17 protein-coding genes are annotated in these 17,414 nt (G+C 48.5%); 11 read left to right on the top strand and 6 right to left on the bottom strand.

What is annotated here, in order from left to right:
• Window positions 1-5 precede the first annotated feature (5 nt).
• Genes ABIE50_RS18350 through ABIE50_RS18365 form a run of 4 tightly spaced genes read left to right on the top strand, consistent with a single transcriptional unit; the run spans window position 6 to window position 4,561 of the window.
• The gene (locus tag ABIE50_RS18350) at window positions 6-2,756 is read left to right on the top strand and encodes an efflux RND transporter permease subunit (protein ID WP_354028068.1); all 2,751 of its coding nucleotides are present in this window, start codon (window positions 6-8) and stop codon (window positions 2,754-2,756) included.
• Between the two features lie 10 nt (window positions 2,757-2,766).
• Window positions 2,767-3,210 (top strand): efflux RND transporter permease subunit, encoded by a 444-nt coding sequence (locus tag ABIE50_RS18355; RefSeq protein WP_354028069.1) that lies wholly within the window; start codon window positions 2,767-2,769, stop codon window positions 3,208-3,210.
• A 19-nt stretch (window positions 3,211-3,229) separates the two neighbouring features.
• The gene (locus ABIE50_RS18360) at window positions 3,230-4,318 is read left to right on the top strand and encodes an efflux RND transporter periplasmic adaptor subunit (protein WP_209857717.1); all 1,089 of its coding nucleotides are present in this window, start codon (window positions 3,230-3,232) and stop codon (window positions 4,316-4,318) included.
• 48 nt (window positions 4,319-4,366) lie between these two features.
• A complete protein-coding gene (locus ABIE50_RS18365; RefSeq protein WP_142686987.1) occupies window positions 4,367-4,561 on the top strand; it encodes a hypothetical protein in 195 nt (64 codons plus the stop codon).
• 394 nt (window positions 4,562-4,955) lie between these two features.
• Here the strand turns inward: ABIE50_RS18365 and ABIE50_RS18370 are convergent, their stop codons facing one another.
• The 3 genes from ABIE50_RS18370 to ABIE50_RS18380 form a co-directional block, all read right to left on the bottom strand.
• Window positions 4,956-5,603, bottom strand: coding sequence for a MarC family protein (locus ABIE50_RS18370; protein WP_209857718.1), 648 nt, complete (start codon window positions 5,601-5,603; stop codon window positions 4,956-4,958).
• A gap of 43 nt (window positions 5,604-5,646) precedes the next feature.
• Complete coding sequence (locus ABIE50_RS18375; protein ID WP_209857719.1) at window positions 5,647-6,261, bottom strand: trimeric intracellular cation channel family protein; 615 nt, start codon at window positions 6,259-6,261, stop codon at window positions 5,647-5,649.
• 65 nt (window positions 6,262-6,326) lie between these two features.
• Complete coding sequence (locus ABIE50_RS18380) at window positions 6,327-6,590, bottom strand: hypothetical protein (protein WP_142686989.1); 264 nt, start codon at window positions 6,588-6,590, stop codon at window positions 6,327-6,329.
• Between the two features lie 216 nt (window positions 6,591-6,806).
• On the opposite strand from ABIE50_RS18380, the gene ABIE50_RS18385 reads away from it, so the two are divergent.
• Together ABIE50_RS18385 and ABIE50_RS18390 are read left to right on the top strand one after the other, a co-directional pair.
• Window positions 6,807-8,972: a S9 family peptidase gene (locus tag ABIE50_RS18385; RefSeq protein ID WP_354028070.1), complete on the top strand. Its 2,166-nt coding sequence runs from the start codon at window positions 6,807-6,809 to the stop codon at window positions 8,970-8,972.
• Between the two features lie 28 nt (window positions 8,973-9,000).
• The gene (locus ABIE50_RS18390; protein ID WP_209857720.1) at window positions 9,001-9,393 is read left to right on the top strand and encodes a hypothetical protein; all 393 of its coding nucleotides are present in this window, start codon (window positions 9,001-9,003) and stop codon (window positions 9,391-9,393) included.
• A gap of 241 nt (window positions 9,394-9,634) precedes the next feature.
• On the opposite strand, the gene ABIE50_RS18395 is transcribed toward ABIE50_RS18390, so the two are convergent.
• From ABIE50_RS18395 to ABIE50_RS18405, 3 genes are read right to left on the bottom strand one after another with little or no spacing between them, the layout of a single operon-like run.
• A complete protein-coding gene (locus ABIE50_RS18395; RefSeq protein WP_209857721.1) occupies window positions 9,635-10,279 on the bottom strand; it encodes a VIT1/CCC1 transporter family protein in 645 nt (214 codons plus the stop codon).
• Window positions 10,280-10,290: 11 nt separating this feature from the next.
• Window positions 10,291-11,529, bottom strand: a complete 1,239-nt coding sequence (gene rocD / locus ABIE50_RS18400) for an ornithine--oxo-acid transaminase (protein ID WP_209857722.1) — start codon at window positions 11,527-11,529, stop codon at window positions 10,291-10,293.
• A gap of 59 nt (window positions 11,530-11,588) precedes the next feature.
• Window positions 11,589-11,852 carry an acyl-CoA-binding protein gene (locus ABIE50_RS18405; protein ID WP_142686994.1) on the bottom strand — a complete coding sequence of 88 codons (264 nt, stop codon included), beginning with the start codon at window positions 11,850-11,852 and terminating at the stop codon, window positions 11,589-11,591.
• A 250-nt stretch (window positions 11,853-12,102) separates the two neighbouring features.
• Here ABIE50_RS18405 and lepA point away from each other — a divergent pair, with 250 nt between their 5' ends.
• The 5 genes from lepA to ureC all read left to right on the top strand — a co-directional run bounded on the left by lepA (window position 12,103) and on the right by ureC (window position 17,403).
• Complete coding sequence (gene lepA, locus ABIE50_RS18410; RefSeq protein ID WP_209857723.1) at window positions 12,103-13,896, top strand: translation elongation factor 4; 1,794 nt, start codon at window positions 12,103-12,105, stop codon at window positions 13,894-13,896.
• A 243-nt stretch (window positions 13,897-14,139) separates the two neighbouring features.
• A complete protein-coding gene (locus ABIE50_RS18415; RefSeq protein WP_209857724.1) occupies window positions 14,140-14,694 on the top strand; it encodes a thioredoxin family protein in 555 nt (184 codons plus the stop codon).
• 292 nt (window positions 14,695-14,986) lie between these two features.
• On the top strand, window positions 14,987-15,289 hold the full coding sequence (gene ureA / locus ABIE50_RS18420; RefSeq protein WP_142686997.1) for an urease subunit gamma: 303 nt from the start codon (window positions 14,987-14,989) through the stop codon (window positions 15,287-15,289).
• A 21-nt stretch (window positions 15,290-15,310) separates the two neighbouring features.
• Complete coding sequence (gene ureB / locus ABIE50_RS18425; RefSeq protein ID WP_209857725.1) at window positions 15,311-15,685, top strand: urease subunit beta; 375 nt, start codon at window positions 15,311-15,313, stop codon at window positions 15,683-15,685.
• Entirely contained in the window at window positions 15,682-17,403 is a 1,722-nt protein-coding gene (gene ureC / locus ABIE50_RS18430) for an urease subunit alpha (RefSeq protein ID WP_209857726.1), read from the top strand. The genes ureB and ureC overlap by 4 nt, the downstream gene beginning before the upstream one ends.
• The last annotated feature ends 11 nt before the right edge of the window (window positions 17,404-17,414 follow it).

Raw genomic sequence — 17,414 nt, forward strand, 5'->3', positions numbered from 1 at the left:
TCATTATGTCATTTGTATCCTCGGCACTGAAGAAGCCAATAGCGGTGGTGGTGATCACCGGCGGATTGCTGCTTTTTTCATTGCTGTCCATATTCAGCATACCCATCGACATCTTCCCCAAATTAAACCTGCCTACTATCTATGTGATAGAGCCATACGGGGGAATGTCGCCCCAGCAAATGGAGGGCTTCTTTGCCACCCGGCTGCAGGACCAGTTCCTCTACGTGAATGGTGTAAAAACTATTTCTACAAAAAACATACAGGGGTTAACGTTATTAAAGCTCACCTTTTATGAAAATACAGACATGGCGGAAGCTTCTGCCCAGGTGGCTTTACAGGTGAACCGCGCCATGAAGTTCTTTCCACCCGGCGCCCTGCCGCCACAGGTAATGCGGTTCGATGCATCGTCGCTGCCGGTGGGAGAGCTGGTATTCAGCAGCCCCAAAAAATCGCTGAAAGAAATATACGACCTGGCCGCCACCCGCATCCGGCCCATGTTTGCTTCGGTGCCGGGTTTGTCGGCCCCGCCACCCTTTGGCGCCAACTCCCGGTCGGTGGTAGTGAATGTGGATCCGCAGAAACTACGCAGCTTCAATCTCAGTGCCGATGAAGTAGTGGAAGCCATTGCAAAAAATAATGTGATGACACCCTCCGGGAACATCCGTATCAACAACACCATGTTCGTCACCACCATCAACTCCCTCGAAAAACAGGTAGCCGATTTTGGCGATATTCCCATCGTAACCAACGGCAGCAACAACGTGTTTGTGCGCGATGTGGCAAGGGTTGCCGACGCCACGGACGTAACCGTGGATTATGCGCTGGTGAACGGCAAACGCTCGGTATACATCCCCGTGGTAAAAACAGCCGACGCCTCTACCTGGGACGTAGTAAAAACACTAAAGTCAAAGATCCCGGAAATGCAAAGCCTGCTGCCGGATGATGTAAGCGTATCCTACGAATTTGACCAGTCGGTGTTCGTGATCAATGCAGTGAAAAGCCTTATTACGGAAGGCGTACTGGGCGCCCTGCTTACAGGCCTGATGGTATTGTTGTTCCTGCGCGACCTGCGCAGCTGCCTGGTGGTAGTGGTGACCATCCCGGTAGCCGTGTTATGCGCTGTAATGGGACTGAAACTGGCCGGGCAAACCATCAATATCATGACGCTGAGCGGCCTTGCACTGGCTATTGGTATCCTGGTAGACCAGGCCACAGTGACTATTGAAAATATTCACCAGCACCTGGAAATGGGTAAGTCCAAACGCCGGGCGATCTATGACGCCTGCGAGGAAATAGCCTTCCCGCTGTTGCTTATCCTGCTATGTATCCTGGCGGTGTTTGCGCCATCATTTATTATGACCGGCGTGCCGCGTGCCATGTTCCTGCCGCTGTCGCTCTCTATCGGCTTTGCCATGGTAGCTTCCTATTTCGCCGCACAAACACTGGTGCCGGTAATTGCTAACTGGTGGCTGAAGGCAGATAAATACCAGCATCATGCCCACGCCGTACAGGCCCTGGATGCGGAGGAAGTAAAAGAAGTGAACAACCACTTGCGGGAAACTGAAAAACACCCGGAAAAAGCTACCGGCTTTGAACGTTTCAAACTGGGCTTTATGCGGGTCCTGGAAGGGGGGATGAACAAATCCCGTTTAGTCGTTACCGTTTATATTATTGGCTCGCTGCTACTGGCTGGCGGCTGTTATGTATGGATAGGAAAGGACCTTATGCCTCATATCAATGCAGGTCAGTTCCAGCTTCGTTTACGCATGCCCGATGGTACCCGCCTGGAACGCACGGAAACCGCCCTGCATGATGTATTGGCCATAGTGGACAGCACTGTGAACGGGCATGTGGCCATCAGCTCTGCTTATGTAGGATTGATCCCCAGCAGCTATGGTACCAGTAATCTCTACATTTTTAACAGCGGCACCCATGAAGCGGTACTGCAGGTGAACCTGGAAGAAAATTATAAAGTGGATATTGAAACACTGAAAGACCAGCTCAGGGAAAATATCACGGCAAAAATACCGGAGATACGGTTGTCGTTTGAGCCTATAGATCTCACGGAAAAAATTATGAGCCAGGGCGCAGCCACACCTATAGAGGTAAGAGTGGCAGGAAAAGATATGCAGCAGATCTCGGGGTATGCGCAACAACTGGTGCAACGCCTCGGCAACATTCCTTTCCTGAGGGATGTGCAGATAGCGCAGCCCCTGCATTTTCCCGTGATCAGCATTCACATCGACCGGCTAAAGCTGGCGCAGATGGGGCTGAACATTTACCAGGTGGCGCGTTCTGTTACTGCCTCCACTTCCTCCAGCCGCTTCACGGAAAAAAATCAATGGCTGGATGAAAAGGTGGCATACACTTACCAGGTGCAGGTACAGGTGCCTGAATATAACATGACGGCGCTGAACGACCTGAAAGAAATACCGCTCGTAAAAGGTCAGCCACGGCCCGTACTGGCAGATGTAGCCACGTTTACACAAACAGAAATGCCCGGCGAATACGACCGCTCCGGTCCGCGTAGGTTCGTTACCGTTAGCGCCAATGTAACGGGTAAGGATCTTGGGGCTGCTACCGCTGCGGTGCAACAGGCGATCAGGGAAGCCGGCGCGCCGCCAAAAGGATTGATCACGGAGCTGAAAGGAGCTTCCAGTTTGCTGGTAGAAACACTGAACAGCCTGCAGAACGGGCTGATGATTGCAGTAGTGGTGATCTTCCCTGCTGCTGGCAGCCAATTACCAGTCGTTTAAATTATCGCTGGTGGTACTGACCACTATCCCCGCGGTGATCGCGGGTGCGCTGATAGCGCTGTTGCTCACCCACGCTACGCTCAACCTGCAATCATATATGGGCATGATCATGTCTACCGGTGTATCGGTGGCCAATGCGATCCTCATTGTTACAAATGCAGAAAAGCTCAGGATAGAATACCGGGATGCAAGGAAGGCTGCGGTGGTAAGCGCAGGTGTAAGATTACGTCCTATCCTGATGACCAGCCTGGCCATGATTGCCGGTATGATCCCCATGGCCAGCGGCCTGGGGGAAGCGGGTGATCAGACCGCCCCGCTGGGCCGCGCTGTGATCGGTGGATTGATTGCTTCCACATTGGCGGCACTGCTCATATTACCACAGGTATACGCACTGATGCAACGGAAAGAAGGCTACCAGTCGCCCTCCCTCATGCCCGATAACACGAATGCTTAAAATTAAATACAACATTATTATGAAACAATATAGATATTACCTGTTCACGGCCGCAGTCATCACATTGATGACAGCATGTAATTCGGCGGCTATGACAGATAAAAAGAAAACAGGCAAAGATGAACATCATTACCTCCTGGCAACAGTGGTACAACGCCCGCTGGAAGGAAGCATCCGTCTGCCTGGTACTTTAGCTGCCTTTCAGAAAGTAAGTATTTACCCGCGGATCAATGGTTTTGTGAAAAGCATCTCTGTGGATCGCGGTTCCAGGGTAAAAAAAGGACAGGTGCTGTTGGTGCTGGAAGCACCCGAAGTAACGCAGCATTATTATGCGGCGCAGTCCAAATATTTGCAGGCCGCGGCTATGTTCGCTTCCAGCAAAGATAATTACGAGCGTACCGTGGCCACCAGTGAGGAACCGGGTACTATTTCCCCGCACGACCTGGAGCTGGCAAAGGCCCGCATGCTGGCCGACAGCGCGCTCATGAACAGTGAACAGGCTAACTTCCGCGCTCAGGAAGTAAATAAAAGCTACTTAACGGTGACCGCTCCCTTCGATGGTGTGATCACCGAACGTAATATTCATCCCGGCGCGCTGGTAGGGCCCGACACAAAAGTGGATGACAAGCCAATGTTGATGCTGGAGCAGGAAGACAAGCTGAGGCTGGTATTACAGGTACCGGAAATTTACAGTGCACAGCTGGGGGATCAGTCGCGGATCACATTTGAGGTGAATGCCATACCGGGCGAGCAGTTTGAAGGGACCATCGCCAGGCAGGCCGGTACACTGGACGACAGGTACCGTTCCGAAGCTGTGGAAATTGATGTACAGAATGCGAAACGGCTACTCAAGGCTGGTATGTATACAGAAGTGGTGTTGCCCCTGAAAGGCTCTGCACAGGCCCTGCTGGTGCCGGCCACCGCCATTGTAAGATCTACTGAAAGGAAATATGTAGTGGCGGTAAGAGATCATCATACAAAATGGGTTGATATAGAAGAGGGCAATCACCATAACGATTCAACAGAAGTGTTTGGCCGCCTGCAGGCGGGTGAGCGGGTGATTGCACCTGCAACGGATGAGATCAAAGAAGACATGCAGGTTCCTTAAAGGCAGTTCCGGCGTTTTTTTTGTAACCATCATGTAAAACCATGACTTATGACGATCAAAAAAAGTACTGCCGAAAAGCGCGAGCTGAAAGAAACCAAGCGTAAGAATGAAGCGCTGGCCCCGGCCAAGGGCGGCGCCAAAAAAGAAAGGAACGACGACCGGAATAACGTATTGGAAGGATACGATGAAGATGAATATGATCAGAAAGATATTGCAGACAGCAAGCGTAAAAAGAAAAGCTAAAGCCTGAAAAAAGACTGCCGTCCCGAGGAATCGGGGCGGCTTTTCTGCTAACTGTTCCGTCTATATTGATTCTCTTATGTTCCTATTAAAAAAAGAGAACAAATAACATCCACCTAGTAATCAATAACGGATTTTACCTGTTGTTCAACTAAAAAATTTTAAAAAAGGCAATGGGAAACCTGCACGTGTTTTTACGCGAAGTGTTTCAATAGGATAAAATGGTTTTGGATTTTTTCCGATGCGCCTGGCATTCATAGCGGGTTAACGCTATGCGGATAATGGCTGCTAACTTTCCTGATTATTCTATCTCTAATATTCACCCTAAATAAATCCTTTTAATGCGCATCTGAAGTAATAACACGAAACGATTTAAAATTGTTCTGGAAAAATCTTTTTAAAAATTAAAAAGTTCGCGGATGCCAAGTGCAAACATCTGGACGCCGATAACAGCCAGGATAAGCCCCATCATTTTTGTAATAACCATCATTACATTGGTGCCGATAATTTTTACAATTCGCTCACCTGCAATAAAGAGGAGATAGGTGATATAACATATAAGTGCATAAATAACTATTACGACAGCAAGATGTGTAAGATCTTTTGCTGCAGAATAGCTCATAGAGGTGGTAATTGCGCCAGGGCCTGCCAGTAAAGGCATAGCCAGGGGGGTAATAGCTACGCTGATACCCTGATCTGCCTTAACCGGTTGAGTGCCGAGCTTGGGATTTTCATTTTTATTTTCTTTTTCTCCGCGTACCATTTCATACCCGATCACAAAAACCAGGATACCACCGGTAACACGCAGCGCTGCCAGTGTGATGCCAAATACATGGAAAATAAGTTTGCCCGCCACACTGAAAACAAGGATAATGCAAAAGGCGATGATAACTGATTTAGTGGCAATATTCCGCTTGGCTTTTTTATCCATGTTGGATGTCAGCTCCATGAAAACAGGGATGGCCGATATAGGATTTACAATTGCCAGTAATCCCATGAATACTGTGGTCGCAAACGCGATATAATTATCAAATAATGCCATCATATCAGCAATATAATAAATTTTATTTACCGGCCAACTCCGGGGATCAGGAACGTAAACGGGGCAGTTGCCAGTTATGCCGGAGACTTACCAGCCGGATAGCCACTATAACAGCAACGGATATACTCTGTACTATATCCCCTGAAATACCGGTAAAATGCCCGGCCACCAGGTATAGGATTCCCCCGGCAATAGAAGCGGCAGCATATATTTCCCGTGTGAAAAGAATAGGCTGCTCCCCGGTGATCACATCGCGCAGCAGGCCGCCGAAGGTGCCGGTGATCACACCCAGCGCCACACATATTGGCATGGGAAGCCCTGCAGCCAATCCTTTGTTGATGCCGGTAATGGTAAACAGGCCAAGACCTATTGCATCAAATGTACTGAGCAGGCGGGTGAGTTTTTTTACATAAGAGAAAAATAAAGCAGCAATGATCGCGGCAACTATAATCGCAGTATTGCTTAATTCATCTGTCATCCAGGCTACCGGCGTTGCGCCAATCAGCAGGTCACGGATCGTTCCGCCGCCAATGGCCGTTATAAAGGCCAGCGCCAGTAACCCGATTACATCATACGATTTGTTGATAGCTGCGGTGGCTCCCGAAACAGCAAATGCAAAAGTGCCCAGTAATTCCAATACCTGGATGAAGGTAAGCTGCATGCTCCTTGTCTGATTTGTAAACTAAGGTAAGGATACTTTATATCACTGTAGCGGGAGTGGAGCAACTAATAATCATCTTCATAGGCCGATTCACCCCGGAGCGTGCGCTCTATCTGGTTACGGAGGCCATGACTGAATCCTTCCACCTCAATTTTAGGATGATGATCAAGGTAGATAAGAAAACGGCCGGTTTCTTTCGCCACCAGGTCGTATATATCTTCCAGTAAAGCATAAAGCAACTTGCGGGTGATCTCTGCTATCTGCGCAAGCGGTGAATCTTCAAAATGCCGGTACTCTCGGTTTTTATAAGATAAGGTAATCTGAATCATAACTGATGGTTTTTCTGCAGGATTTAGGATTACCGGTTAATATATATTTAACCGGTTGGTTTTCATTATTTAATTATTAATTCTGATATAAAAATAGAAAAAAAGAAATTGTTTTTTTCATACTAAAGGGTGATTTTTTATCCAGTAACGCTACCGTCCCTATATTGTTCATTCTTTTTCTATTATAATTTGGCTACCATTGCAAATTATTCTTACATGATGAAGAAACTTACGCTACTCATTGTTTTTATTGCGCTGTATTGCCTGCCCACGCAGGCGCAGCCCGGAAAGGGCATCCGGTGGAGCATCGACGGAAAGTCCTATTTTAAAGCCACTCCCGCCGGTATTGAATCTTTCCCGTTGTCAGGTGAACCATCTTCCCTTAAAATCCCTGCAGCCGCTTATAATGGCCTTGCGTTAAAGGATTTTTATTTTTCGGGAGATGAAAAGAAAGTATTGCTTTACACCAACACAAAAAAAGTATGGCGCTACGAAACCCGCGGTGACTACTGGTTACTGGACATTGCCACCGGTAAGCTCCGGCAGCTGGGGAAAGATAAACCCGCTTCCTCCCTTATGTTTGCCAAGTTATCACCGGATGGCACTAAAGCCGCGTACGTAAGCGGGCATAACATCTTCGTGGAAGACCTGTCTACCGGCGCCATTACCCCCATCACCACAGATGGCACCCGCCGCTTTATTAATGGTACGTTCGACTGGGCCTATGAAGAAGAATTTGGCTGCCGCGATGGTTTCCGCTGGAGCCCCGACAGTAAGCGCATCGCCTACTGGCAGATCGATGCCACGAAGATCCGCGACTTCCTCATGATCGATAACACAGATTCCATCTATTCCTTCACCGTACCGGTAGAATATCCCAAGGCAGGGGAGAGTCCTTCTGCCTGCCGCGTTGGCGTAGCAGATATACAAACTGCTAAAACAACCTGGATGCAGGTTCCGGGCGATCAGCAACAACACTATATTCCCCGCATGGAATGGGTGCCAGGTAAAAATACCCTCATCATCCAGCAGCTGAACCGCAAACAGAATGAAAGCAAAATAATGCTTTGCGATGCCGGCAACGGGAAAGTACGCCCGCTCTATGAAGAAAAAGACAGTGCATGGATCGATGTGAAATCACGCTGGGATGATGATAACATTGCCGGATGGGACTTTATCCGCAACAGCAGGTCCTTTATCTGGGTAAGTGAACAGGACGGCTGGCGCCATCTCTATAATATTTCCCTGGAAGATGGCAAAGCCAGTTTACTTACGCCTGGTAACTATGATGTGATCAGCATTGCCAAGATCGACGAAGCGGCTAATACCATCTATTTCCTGGCCTCGCCGGAGAATCCCACCCAGCAGTACTTATATAAGGTGCCGCTGAACGGTGGCAAAGCAGAGCGTATTACCCCTGCCAACGAGCCGGGCTCTCATGAATACAAGATTTCACCTTATGGTACATGGGCTATCCACGAGTTCAGTAATGCCTATACTTATCCTGTAAGTGAAAACCTACAGCTGCCCGCGCATAAAAGCAGCAGCCATGCGGTATTGAATGCCATTACCAAAGGGGCATCAGCGCCTAACAAACCGGAGTTCTTCAATATTACCACGGTAGATGGCGTTACCATGAGCGGCTGGATGAGCAAACCTGTCAACTTTGATCCCGCTAAAAAATATCCCGTTGTATTTTATGTATACGGTGAGCCTGCCGGGGCTACTGCCCTGGATGTGGTAGGCGCCGGCCGCAACTTCCTCTACGATGGCGATATGTCCGCTGATGGATATGTATACATATCTATGGACAACAGGGGCACACCGCTGCCAAAAGGCCGCACCTGGCGCAAATGTATCTACCGTAAAGTTGGGTTGATCAACGCCCGCGACCAGGCAATGGCTACTAAAGCGCTGCTACAGAAATATACTTTCCTTGACCCGCAGCGCACCGCTGTATGGGGCTGGAGCGGTGGAGGCTCTATGACGCTGAATCTTTTGTTCCAGTACCCTGACATCTATAAAACAGGCATCGCCATTGCCGCAGTAGGCAACCAGCTCACTTACGACAACATTTACCAGGAACGTTATATGGGCCTGCCGGAAGAAAACAGGGACGACTTTGTAAAAGGTTCGCCCATTACCTATGCAAAAAACCTGGAAGGTAACCTGCTCTACATCCACGGTACCGGCGATGATAATGTACATTACCAGAACGCGGAGATGTTGCTGAACGAACTGATTAAATATAACAAGCAGTTCCAGTTTATGGCCTATCCAAACCGCACGCACAGCATCTCTGAAGGGCAGGGCACTTTTGAGCACTTATCCACTTTATATACTAATTATCTGCGTACGCATTGTGAACCGGGCGCAAAATAAGTACCTTTGCCTCCCTAAATTGAAAAGTATGTCCAGGACAGCTATTATTGGAATACTGGCAGCGTTGCTGGTAATTGTATGCGCTTTTTTACCGTGGTCGGCAGTAGATGTGGATGGCAGGCACCTGGTGTTCACAGGCGTAAACGGAGCAGGCTCCAATTATGGTGAGCCCGGACGTTTGTCGGTTATACTGTCGGTAATAGCCATTGTAATTTTCCTGGTGAAAAACAAGTGGGTGTCAAGGATCAATCTCTTTATTGCAGGATTCCTGCTGGCATGGACATTCAGGAATATGTTGCTGTACTCAAGGTGCGAACTGGGCGATTGCCCGCACCCGCAGGCGGGGTTGTACCTGTCGCTGGCCGGTGCATTGGTGGCATTTGGCTGCGTGTTGTTCACACGCACACCAAAAGGTAAATGATCGCCTTCGGCGATTGAAATTGTCTGTTGCAGGATTAAACTGATTAATGGTGATTACCAGGATTTGATCATATTTTATTTTTTGATTTTAAAAAGATTTGGGGAGATATAAGCGGAAATTTTTATCCGCTTATATCTCCCCAAATCTTTTAATCTTTTAAAATCCTAAAAACAAAATTCAGGTAATCAGTAAAATCAGTTTAATCCTGAGTCAGACAAACTCCGCTTATCGCCGAAGGCGATCAGAAAATGGTTTTATGTAAGATCCATGCCCCTGCAAGAATACCGGCTCCAATCAGCCAGTAACGGATGATTACCGGGAGCGGGCGTTGCGCAGTTACTTTCGCTTTAATAAAGCTGAATACCGTAAGACCCAGGAAAACCAGCATGATACTGGTTTGTGAGGCAGCCGTAAAATTTTCGTTGGAGAGATAGGGCCCCAGCGAAAAACCGCCGCCAACTAAAAAGAAAAAGCCTGTCATCAGCGCGCTCCTGATAGCACGGGAACGGCTGTACGTAGTTTCCTTTACTTTCTCCTGTTCCAGCATCAGCTCCCACGACTGTGCATCCTTTTCCATTTCCTGTTCTATGTGCGCAATTGTGCGGGCATTGATATCCAGGCGTTGCAGCTTGGTCCGTTCCTCGTCCGACAACAGGTAGCTGTCGTGCTGCAGGTCGCCCTTATTAGCCTGGAATGCGCTGATCATCACCAGAAAGGCGCCGATGATCCATACACATAAGTGGATGGTATAAAACGTTTGAACTTCTATGGGAAATACCTGCATCACCTGCGTGGCAAAGAACAGCAGGAAAAGCCCGTCGGGAAACCCGATTAAGAAGTCTGTTTTCCACCCGGAGCTCCGGATGGCTTTATGGGATATAGTCATATAAAGGTTCACTAGCTGAAAGCCTGTTCCAGGCTTTTCCTGATGATCTGCACACAATCGCTGATCTGTCCGGCGTTGATAGACAGGGGAGGTGCAAACCGTATTTTATCTCCGTGTGTTGGTTTGGCCAGCAGGCCGTTTTCCTTTAAAGTAAGGCAAAGGTCCCACGCAGCTTCCGGATCTTTATGCGTAATAACGATGGCATTCAGCAATCCCTTACCGCGGATGGTGGTAATGTAAGGGGACTGCAGTTCATTGAGGCCGTTGCGGAGCTGCTTTCCCATGGCCGCAGCATTTTCCGCCATCTTTTCCTCCTTCAGCACCTGCAGGGAAGTGATGGCTACCTTGCAGGCAAGCGGATTGCCGCCGTAGGTAGAGCCATGTTCACCCGGTTTGATAGTGAGCATCACCTCATCATCGGCCAGTACGGCGCTTACCGGCAAAGTGCCGCCGGATAAGGCTTTCCCAAGGATCAGGATGTCCGGGCGCACATTTTCATGATCGCATGCCAGCATTTTACCGGTACGTGCCAGGCCCGTTTGTATTTCATCTGCAATGAACAGTACATTGGCGTCCTGACAGTATTGCCGCGCTTTGGAAAGGTATCCTTCATCAGGTACCATCACGCCTGCCTCGCCCTGTATAGGCTCTACCAGGAAGCCGGCTACGTTCTTATCCTGCAAAGCCTGCTCCAGTGCGGGTAAGCTGTTGTAAGGAATGATCTCATACCCCGGCGTGAATGGACCGAAGTTATCGCGCGCGGCCGGATCCGTACTGAAGGAAATGATATTCAGCGTACGCCCGTGGAAGTTATTGGCGCACACAATGATTTTTGCTTTGTCTTTCGGAACGCCTTTCACTATATACGCCCAGTGACGGCACAGCTTCAGCGCTGTTTCCACCGCTTCCACACCCGTATTCATCGGCAGCACCTTATCATATCCGAAATAACCGGTGATGTATTGTGCGTATTCCCCCAGCAGGTCGTTATGGAACGCGCGGGAGGTAAGTGTCAGTTTCTTCGCCTGTTCTATGAGCGTGGCAATAATTTTAGGGTGGCAATGCCCCTGGTTAACGGCAGAATAGCCGGACAGAAAATCATAATAACGTTTGCCATCCACATCCCATAAAAAAACACCTTCGCCACGGTCCAGTACAACCGGTAACGGGTGATAATTATGGGCACCATACTGTTCTTCCAGCGCCAGGTAGTGTTGTGACTTTTCGCTTATCGTGTATGAAGGTACCATAACTCAAAAGTAAGGAAAAAGATGCAAGAAGCTGTTAGCCATCAGCCAACAGCTTCCGGCTAATTATTCCCTTTCAGTTTCTTTACCAGGTCCACATATTCCTGCATGGCGGCCTCTTTTGTTTTGCCTTTCAGCTCCGCCCAGGCCTCATGCTTGGCCTTCGCCACAAAATCAAACGGGTTGGATGGCCCGTCGTTATCCACATCGCCGGTTGTGCCCTGTTTATACAAAGCATACAACTGCAGCAGGATTTCATTGGAAGGTTTCTCCGGCAGCGTTTTACTGGCTGCCACTGCTTCTTCAAACTGGTTTGTTAGTTCCATATGCGGTGAATTTTGAACTTTTAACAATACGGGGTTAACACCCTCATTTTTCCCTTATGTCTATAAAGTTGAGCTTTATATATTAATATATCAAAAAAAGCACCCGCTACAGTTTCTATCTCCTTAAAAACCAAATAACAAAACATAATTAGCAAACGCATTAACTAATGAACTAATTTCAATACCTTTGCCGGCTGAAAAGGTACTGCCCAATACATTGCAGCAGCACTACGGAACAGCAAAACATCATATGAAGAATATTCGCAATTTTTGTATCATTGCCCATATTGACCACGGTAAAAGTACCCTGGCAGACCGTTTACTGGAGTTTACACATACTATTTCCGACCGCGACATGCAGGCCCAGGTGCTGGACGACATGGATCTTGAACGTGAAAAAGGTATCACCATCAAGAGCCACGCCATCCAGATGGATTATACTGCAAAAAATGGTGAAAAATATATCTTTAACCTGATCGATACCCCCGGCCACGTTGACTTCTCCTACGAAGTATCCCGTGCCCTCGCTGCCTGTGAAGGCGCACTCCTCCTGGTAGATGCCGCACAGGGTATCCAGGCACAAACAATTTCCAATCTCTACCTGGCACTGGAAAACGACCTCGAAATCATTCCCGTTATCAATAAAATTGATATGCAGGGCGCCATGATCGAGGAAGTGAAAGACCAGATCATTGAGCTCATTGGTGTAAAAGGCGAAGATATCCTGCTCGCTTCCGGTAAAACCGGTATCGGTATCGAGGATATCCTGGAAGCCATAGTACATCGCATTCCCGCCCCAAAAGGCAGTAATGAAGCGCCCCTGCAGGCGCTTATCTTCGATAGCGTATTCAACTCATTCCGTGGTATCATCGCCTATTTCCGCGTGTTCAACGGATCTATCAAAAAAGGGGATAAGATCAGATTTGTAAACAGCGGAGAAGAATATTTTGCAGATGAAGTAGGTATCCTCAAACTCGGCCTCGAACCACGCAAGGAAGTGTTCACCGGGGATGTGGGATATATCATTACCGGTATCAAAAGCGCCAAGGAAGTAAAAGTAGGGGATACCATCACCCTGTCTAACAACCCCTGCTCAGAAGGTATCAACGGTTTCCAGGAAGTAAAGCCCATGGTATTCGCAGGGATCTATCCCGTGAATACGGAAGACTTTGAAGAACTGCGCGAATGCATGGATAAACTGCAGCTGAACGATGCTTCCCTCACCTATGAGCTGGAAACCTCGCAGGCGCTGGGATTCGGCTTCCGTTGCGGCTTCCTCGGCATGCTCCACATGGAGATCATCCAGGAACGCCTGGAAAGGGAATTCAATCAAACCGTGATCACCACGGTTCCCAACGTAAGCTTTATTGCCCACACCACCCGCGAAGGCGTGATCATTGTGAACAACCCGAGTGAAATGCCCGATCCAACCCGCCTGGATAAGATCGAGGAACCTTTCATCCGCGCACAGATCATCACAAAACCCGAATATATCGGTAACATCATGACCCTTTGCCTCGGCAAACGCGGCAACCTCCTGAATCAAAGCTATCTGACCACCACCCGTGTGGAACTGATGTTTGAAATACCATTAACAGAGATCGTATTCGATTTCTACGATAAACTGAAAAGCCAGACACGCGGCTATGCCTCCTTCGATTACACACCGATCGGCTTCCGCGACAGCGATATCGTGAAAATGGACATCCTCCTGAACGGCGAAAAAGTGGATGCGCTCAGTGCCCTGATCCACAGAAGCCGCGCTCACGAATTTGGCCGCAAGCTCACCGAAAAGCTGAAAGAACTGCTGCCCCGCCAGCAATTCCTTATCGCTATCCAGGCAGCTATCGGCGCCAAAATTGTTGCCCGCGAAAACATCAGCGCTATGCGTAAGGACGTAACCGCAAAATGTTATGGTGGCGACATTTCCCGTAAACGTAAATTACTCGAAAAACAAAAAGAAGGTAAGAAACGCATGCGCCAGATAGGCAGCGTGGAAATCCCGCAGGAAGCCTTCCTCGCGGTATTGAAGCTCGACGATTAACGCGGATTTTGTCTGACTCAGGATTAAACTGATTTTACTGATTACCTGGATTTTGTTTTTAGATTTATAAATGATTAAGGGAGATAAAGGGAATATTTGCTTTTATCTCCCTTCTTATTTAAAATCAATAAAATCCAAAAAACAAAATCCAGGTAATCAGTAAAATCAGTTTAATCCTGAGTCAGACAAAATTCCCATCGCCGAAGGCGATCAATTCGCTATATTTGGAAAAACCAATCACCCATGCGTTCTTTAGTGCTCTCTTTAACAGTTGCATTTTCTGCATTCACATTCTCTGCTGTAAAAGCCCAGCAGGCGCCGCCTGCGGCCGATCAGGTAGTAAAAGATGCCTGTACACAGGCTGCGAAAGCCAATAAAAAAGTGTTCGTTATCTTTCACGCATCCTGGTGCGGCTGGTGCCATAAAATGGACACCGCTATGAATGATGCCAGCGTGAAAAAAGCATTTGATAACAACTACGAGATCCGTCATATCACCGTACTGGAAAATGGCGCCAACAAGGCCCTGGAAAACCCCGGTGGGGCCGACCTGCTGGCCAAATACCATGGCGACCAGGAAGGCATCCCATTCTGGCTGGTGTTAAATACCAACGGCGAATTACTGGCCGACAGCCGCATGAAAAGCCCTGCCGGTAAACTGCAAAATGTAGGCTGTCCCGCACAAAAAGAAGAAGTAGACTACTTCGTTGGTGTCCTTGAAAAAACTTCAAAAATGAAACACGCCGAACTGGAAGCCGTACGCACCCGTTTCGGCAAAATAGCCGCTACAGCCCATTAGCGAAGGTTGTCTGACTCAGGATTAAACTGATTATACTGATTACGCTGATTTGATTATTTTTTGGATTTTATAAAGATTAGAAAAGGATTTGGGGAGATAGAAGCGTATTCGCTTTTATCTCCCCAAATCCTTTAAAATCAAAAATAATCAAATCAGCGTAATCAGTATAATCAGTTTAATCCTGAGTCAGACAACCTCCGCGACAAATTCCGCGAAAATTCGTATTTTACCCCGCCTTTCATACACCAGCCAATCTCCCGGTAACAAGTTTTTTTTACAACAATCTATTCATATGCACCTGACTGCACGGGAAACCGAAAAATTATTACTGCACCTGGCCGGGGAACTGGCAGAGAAAAGAAAAGCAAGAGGACTGCGCCTGAATTACCCGGAAGCCATTGCACTTATCAGCAGCCGTTTAATGGAAGCGGCACGCGACGGCAATTCCGTAGCTGCCCTCATGCATTATGGCGCTACCATTCTTACCCGTGAAGATGTAATGGAAGGAGTGCCCGAAATGATCCATGAAGTACAGATCGAGGCTACCTTTCCCGATGGCACCAAACTGGTAACTGTACACGATCCTATCCGTTAACCATTACTAAAAATTACAACCATGATACCCGGGGAATATTTTTTGAAGAAAGAAGATATCATTGCCAATGCCGGCCGGAAAACGGTGCGGATCAGCGTGGTCAACACCGGCGACAGGCCCGTGCAGATTGGCTCCCACTGCCACTTTTTTGAAGTGAACCGTATGATGTCTTTCCCAAGGGAGGCAGCATTCGGTATGAGGCTCAATATTCCTTCCGGTAACGCGGTTCGTTTTGAACCAGGCGAAGCAAAAGAAGTAGAACTGGTAGAACTGGGCGGCGCCAGGAAAGTGATCGGTATCAATAACCTCGTGAATGGCGATACCACCGATCCCGCTGTGAAAGCAGCTGCCATCGCCAAAGCAGATTCCCTCCATTTTAAATCCGGACAGTTATGAGCCTGCACATCAGCAAAACAAAGTATGTAAATATGTACGGTCCTACTACCGGCGATCGCGTGCGCCTGGCAGATACAGACCTGATCATAGAAATAGAAAAAGACTATAACGTATATGGCGACGAAAGCAAGTTCGGCGGCGGTAAAAGCGTAAGGGACGGTATGGCGCAATCAGCCACCGCACTGCGCAGCGAAGGGGTGCTGGATTTTGTGATCACCAATGTGATCATCATCGATCATTGGGGAATTGTAAAAGGAGATATAGGGATTAAAGACGGGAAGATCGTGGCAGTAGGACAGGCAGGGAATCCCGATACTATGGACGGTGTACATCCGCAGCTCATCATCGGCGCATCTACGGAAGTACACAACGGCGCCAACCTGATTGCTACCGCCGGCGGCATAGATACGCATATTCACTTCATATGCCCGCAACAGGTAGATCATGCACTTTTCAGCGGCGTAACCACACTGATAGGCGGTGGTACCGGTCCGGCAGATGGGACCAGCGCCACCACGGTAACCCCGGGCAAATGGAATATACAGCGCATGCTGCAGGCTGCGGAAGCATACCCGGTAAACCTGGGTTTCTTTGGAAAAGGGAATTGCGCCACCACGGCGCCATTGGTGGAACAGATTGAAGCCGGTGCGCTGGGACTGAAAATTCATGAAGACTGGGGCGCTACCCCCGCAGTAATTGACGCATCACTGAAAGTAGCCGATGAACTGGATGTACAGATCGCTATTCACACCGATACGCTGAATGAAGCCGGCTTCCTGGAAGATACCCTCAACGCTATCAACGGCCGTGTAATTCATACCTTCCATACAGAAGGCGCGGGGGGCGGCCATGCGCCGGATATCATCCGCGCGGCCTCCTTTCCGAACGTATTGCCTGCATCCACCAATCCTACACGGCCTTACACGGTGAATACCATCGATGAGCATCTCGATATGCTCATGGTATGCCATCACCTCGATAAAAAAGTACCGGAAGACGTAGCCTTTGCAGATTCCCGCATACGGCCGGAAACCATCGCGGCGGAAGATATACTGCACGATATGGGCGTATTCAGCATTATGAGCTCCGACTCACAGGCGATGGGCCGCATCGGTGAAGTAATTATACGCACCTGGCAAACCGCCGATAAAATGAAGAAGCAACGCGGCGCGCTGGAAGAAGATAAGCACAGCGATAATGATAACTTCCGTGTAAAAAGATACATCGCCAAATACACCATCAACCCGGCTATTGCGCACGGGATCTCTACCCATGTAGGTTCCCTCGAGCCCGGCAAAATGGCGGACCTGGTGCTGTGGAAACCCGCTTTCTTTGGCGTAAAACCCGAGATGATCATCAAAGGCGGTATGATCAATGCCAGTCGTATGGGCGATCCAAACGCCTCCATTCCAACACCGCAGCCGGTGATATACCGCCACATGTTTGGCGCACATGGAAAAGCATTGCTGCATACCAGCGTGTTGTTCGTATCTGCGTTGTCGTTAGAGAAAGGTATTAAAGAAGAATACGGTCTGCAGAAGCAGTTGTTGCCAGTGAGCAGCTGCCGTAACATCTCCAAAAAAGACCTGGTGCACAACGACAAAACACCGGATATCACGGTAAATCCCGAAACATACGAAGTACGGGTAGACGGGGAAAAAATTACCTGCGAGCCACTAAAGGAATTGTCGCTTGCACAACGCTATTTTTTATTTTAATCCGCAGAAGA

Origin of the sequence: Chitinophaga sp. OAE865 (assembly GCF_040546735.1) — a bacterium.
GTDB lineage: Bacteria > Bacteroidota > Bacteroidia > Chitinophagales > Chitinophagaceae > Chitinophaga > Chitinophaga polysaccharea_A.

Excerpts from the sequence above, each read along its gene's own strand:
- ureC (WP_209857726.1), top strand. The coding sequence starts at position 15,682 with ATGAGCCTGCACATCAGCAAAACAAAGTATGTAAATATGTACGGTCCT.
- lepA (WP_209857723.1), top strand. The coding sequence starts at position 12,103 with ATGAAGAATATTCGCAATTTTTGTATCATTGCCCATATTGACCACGGT.
- ureA (WP_142686997.1), top strand. The coding sequence starts at position 14,987 with ATGCACCTGACTGCACGGGAAACCGAAAAATTATTACTGCACCTGGCC.
- ABIE50_RS18380 (WP_142686989.1), bottom strand. The coding sequence starts at position 6,590 with ATGATTCAGATTACCTTATCTTATAAAAACCGAGAGTACCGGCATTTT.
- ABIE50_RS18365 (WP_142686987.1), top strand. The coding sequence starts at position 4,367 with ATGACGATCAAAAAAAGTACTGCCGAAAAGCGCGAGCTGAAAGAAACC.
- ABIE50_RS18370 (WP_209857718.1), bottom strand. The coding sequence starts at position 5,603 with ATGATGGCATTATTTGATAATTATATCGCGTTTGCGACCACAGTATTC.
- ABIE50_RS18375 (WP_209857719.1), bottom strand. The coding sequence starts at position 6,261 with ATGCAGCTTACCTTCATCCAGGTATTGGAATTACTGGGCACTTTTGCA.
- ABIE50_RS18415 (WP_209857724.1), top strand. The coding sequence starts at position 14,140 with ATGCGTTCTTTAGTGCTCTCTTTAACAGTTGCATTTTCTGCATTCACA.
- ABIE50_RS18395 (WP_209857721.1), bottom strand. The coding sequence starts at position 10,279 with ATGACTATATCCCATAAAGCCATCCGGAGCTCCGGGTGGAAAACAGAC.
- rocD (WP_209857722.1), bottom strand. The coding sequence starts at position 11,529 with ATGGTACCTTCATACACGATAAGCGAAAAGTCACAACACTACCTGGCG.
- ABIE50_RS18390 (WP_209857720.1), top strand. The coding sequence starts at position 9,001 with ATGTCCAGGACAGCTATTATTGGAATACTGGCAGCGTTGCTGGTAATT.
- ABIE50_RS18360 (WP_209857717.1), top strand. The coding sequence starts at position 3,230 with ATGAAACAATATAGATATTACCTGTTCACGGCCGCAGTCATCACATTG.
- ureB (WP_209857725.1), top strand. The coding sequence starts at position 15,311 with ATGATACCCGGGGAATATTTTTTGAAGAAAGAAGATATCATTGCCAAT.
- ABIE50_RS18385 (WP_354028070.1), top strand. The coding sequence starts at position 6,807 with ATGATGAAGAAACTTACGCTACTCATTGTTTTTATTGCGCTGTATTGC.
- ABIE50_RS18405 (WP_142686994.1), bottom strand. The coding sequence starts at position 11,852 with ATGGAACTAACAAACCAGTTTGAAGAAGCAGTGGCAGCCAGTAAAACG.
- ABIE50_RS18350 (WP_354028068.1), top strand. The coding sequence starts at position 6 with ATGTCATTTGTATCCTCGGCACTGAAGAAGCCAATAGCGGTGGTGGTG.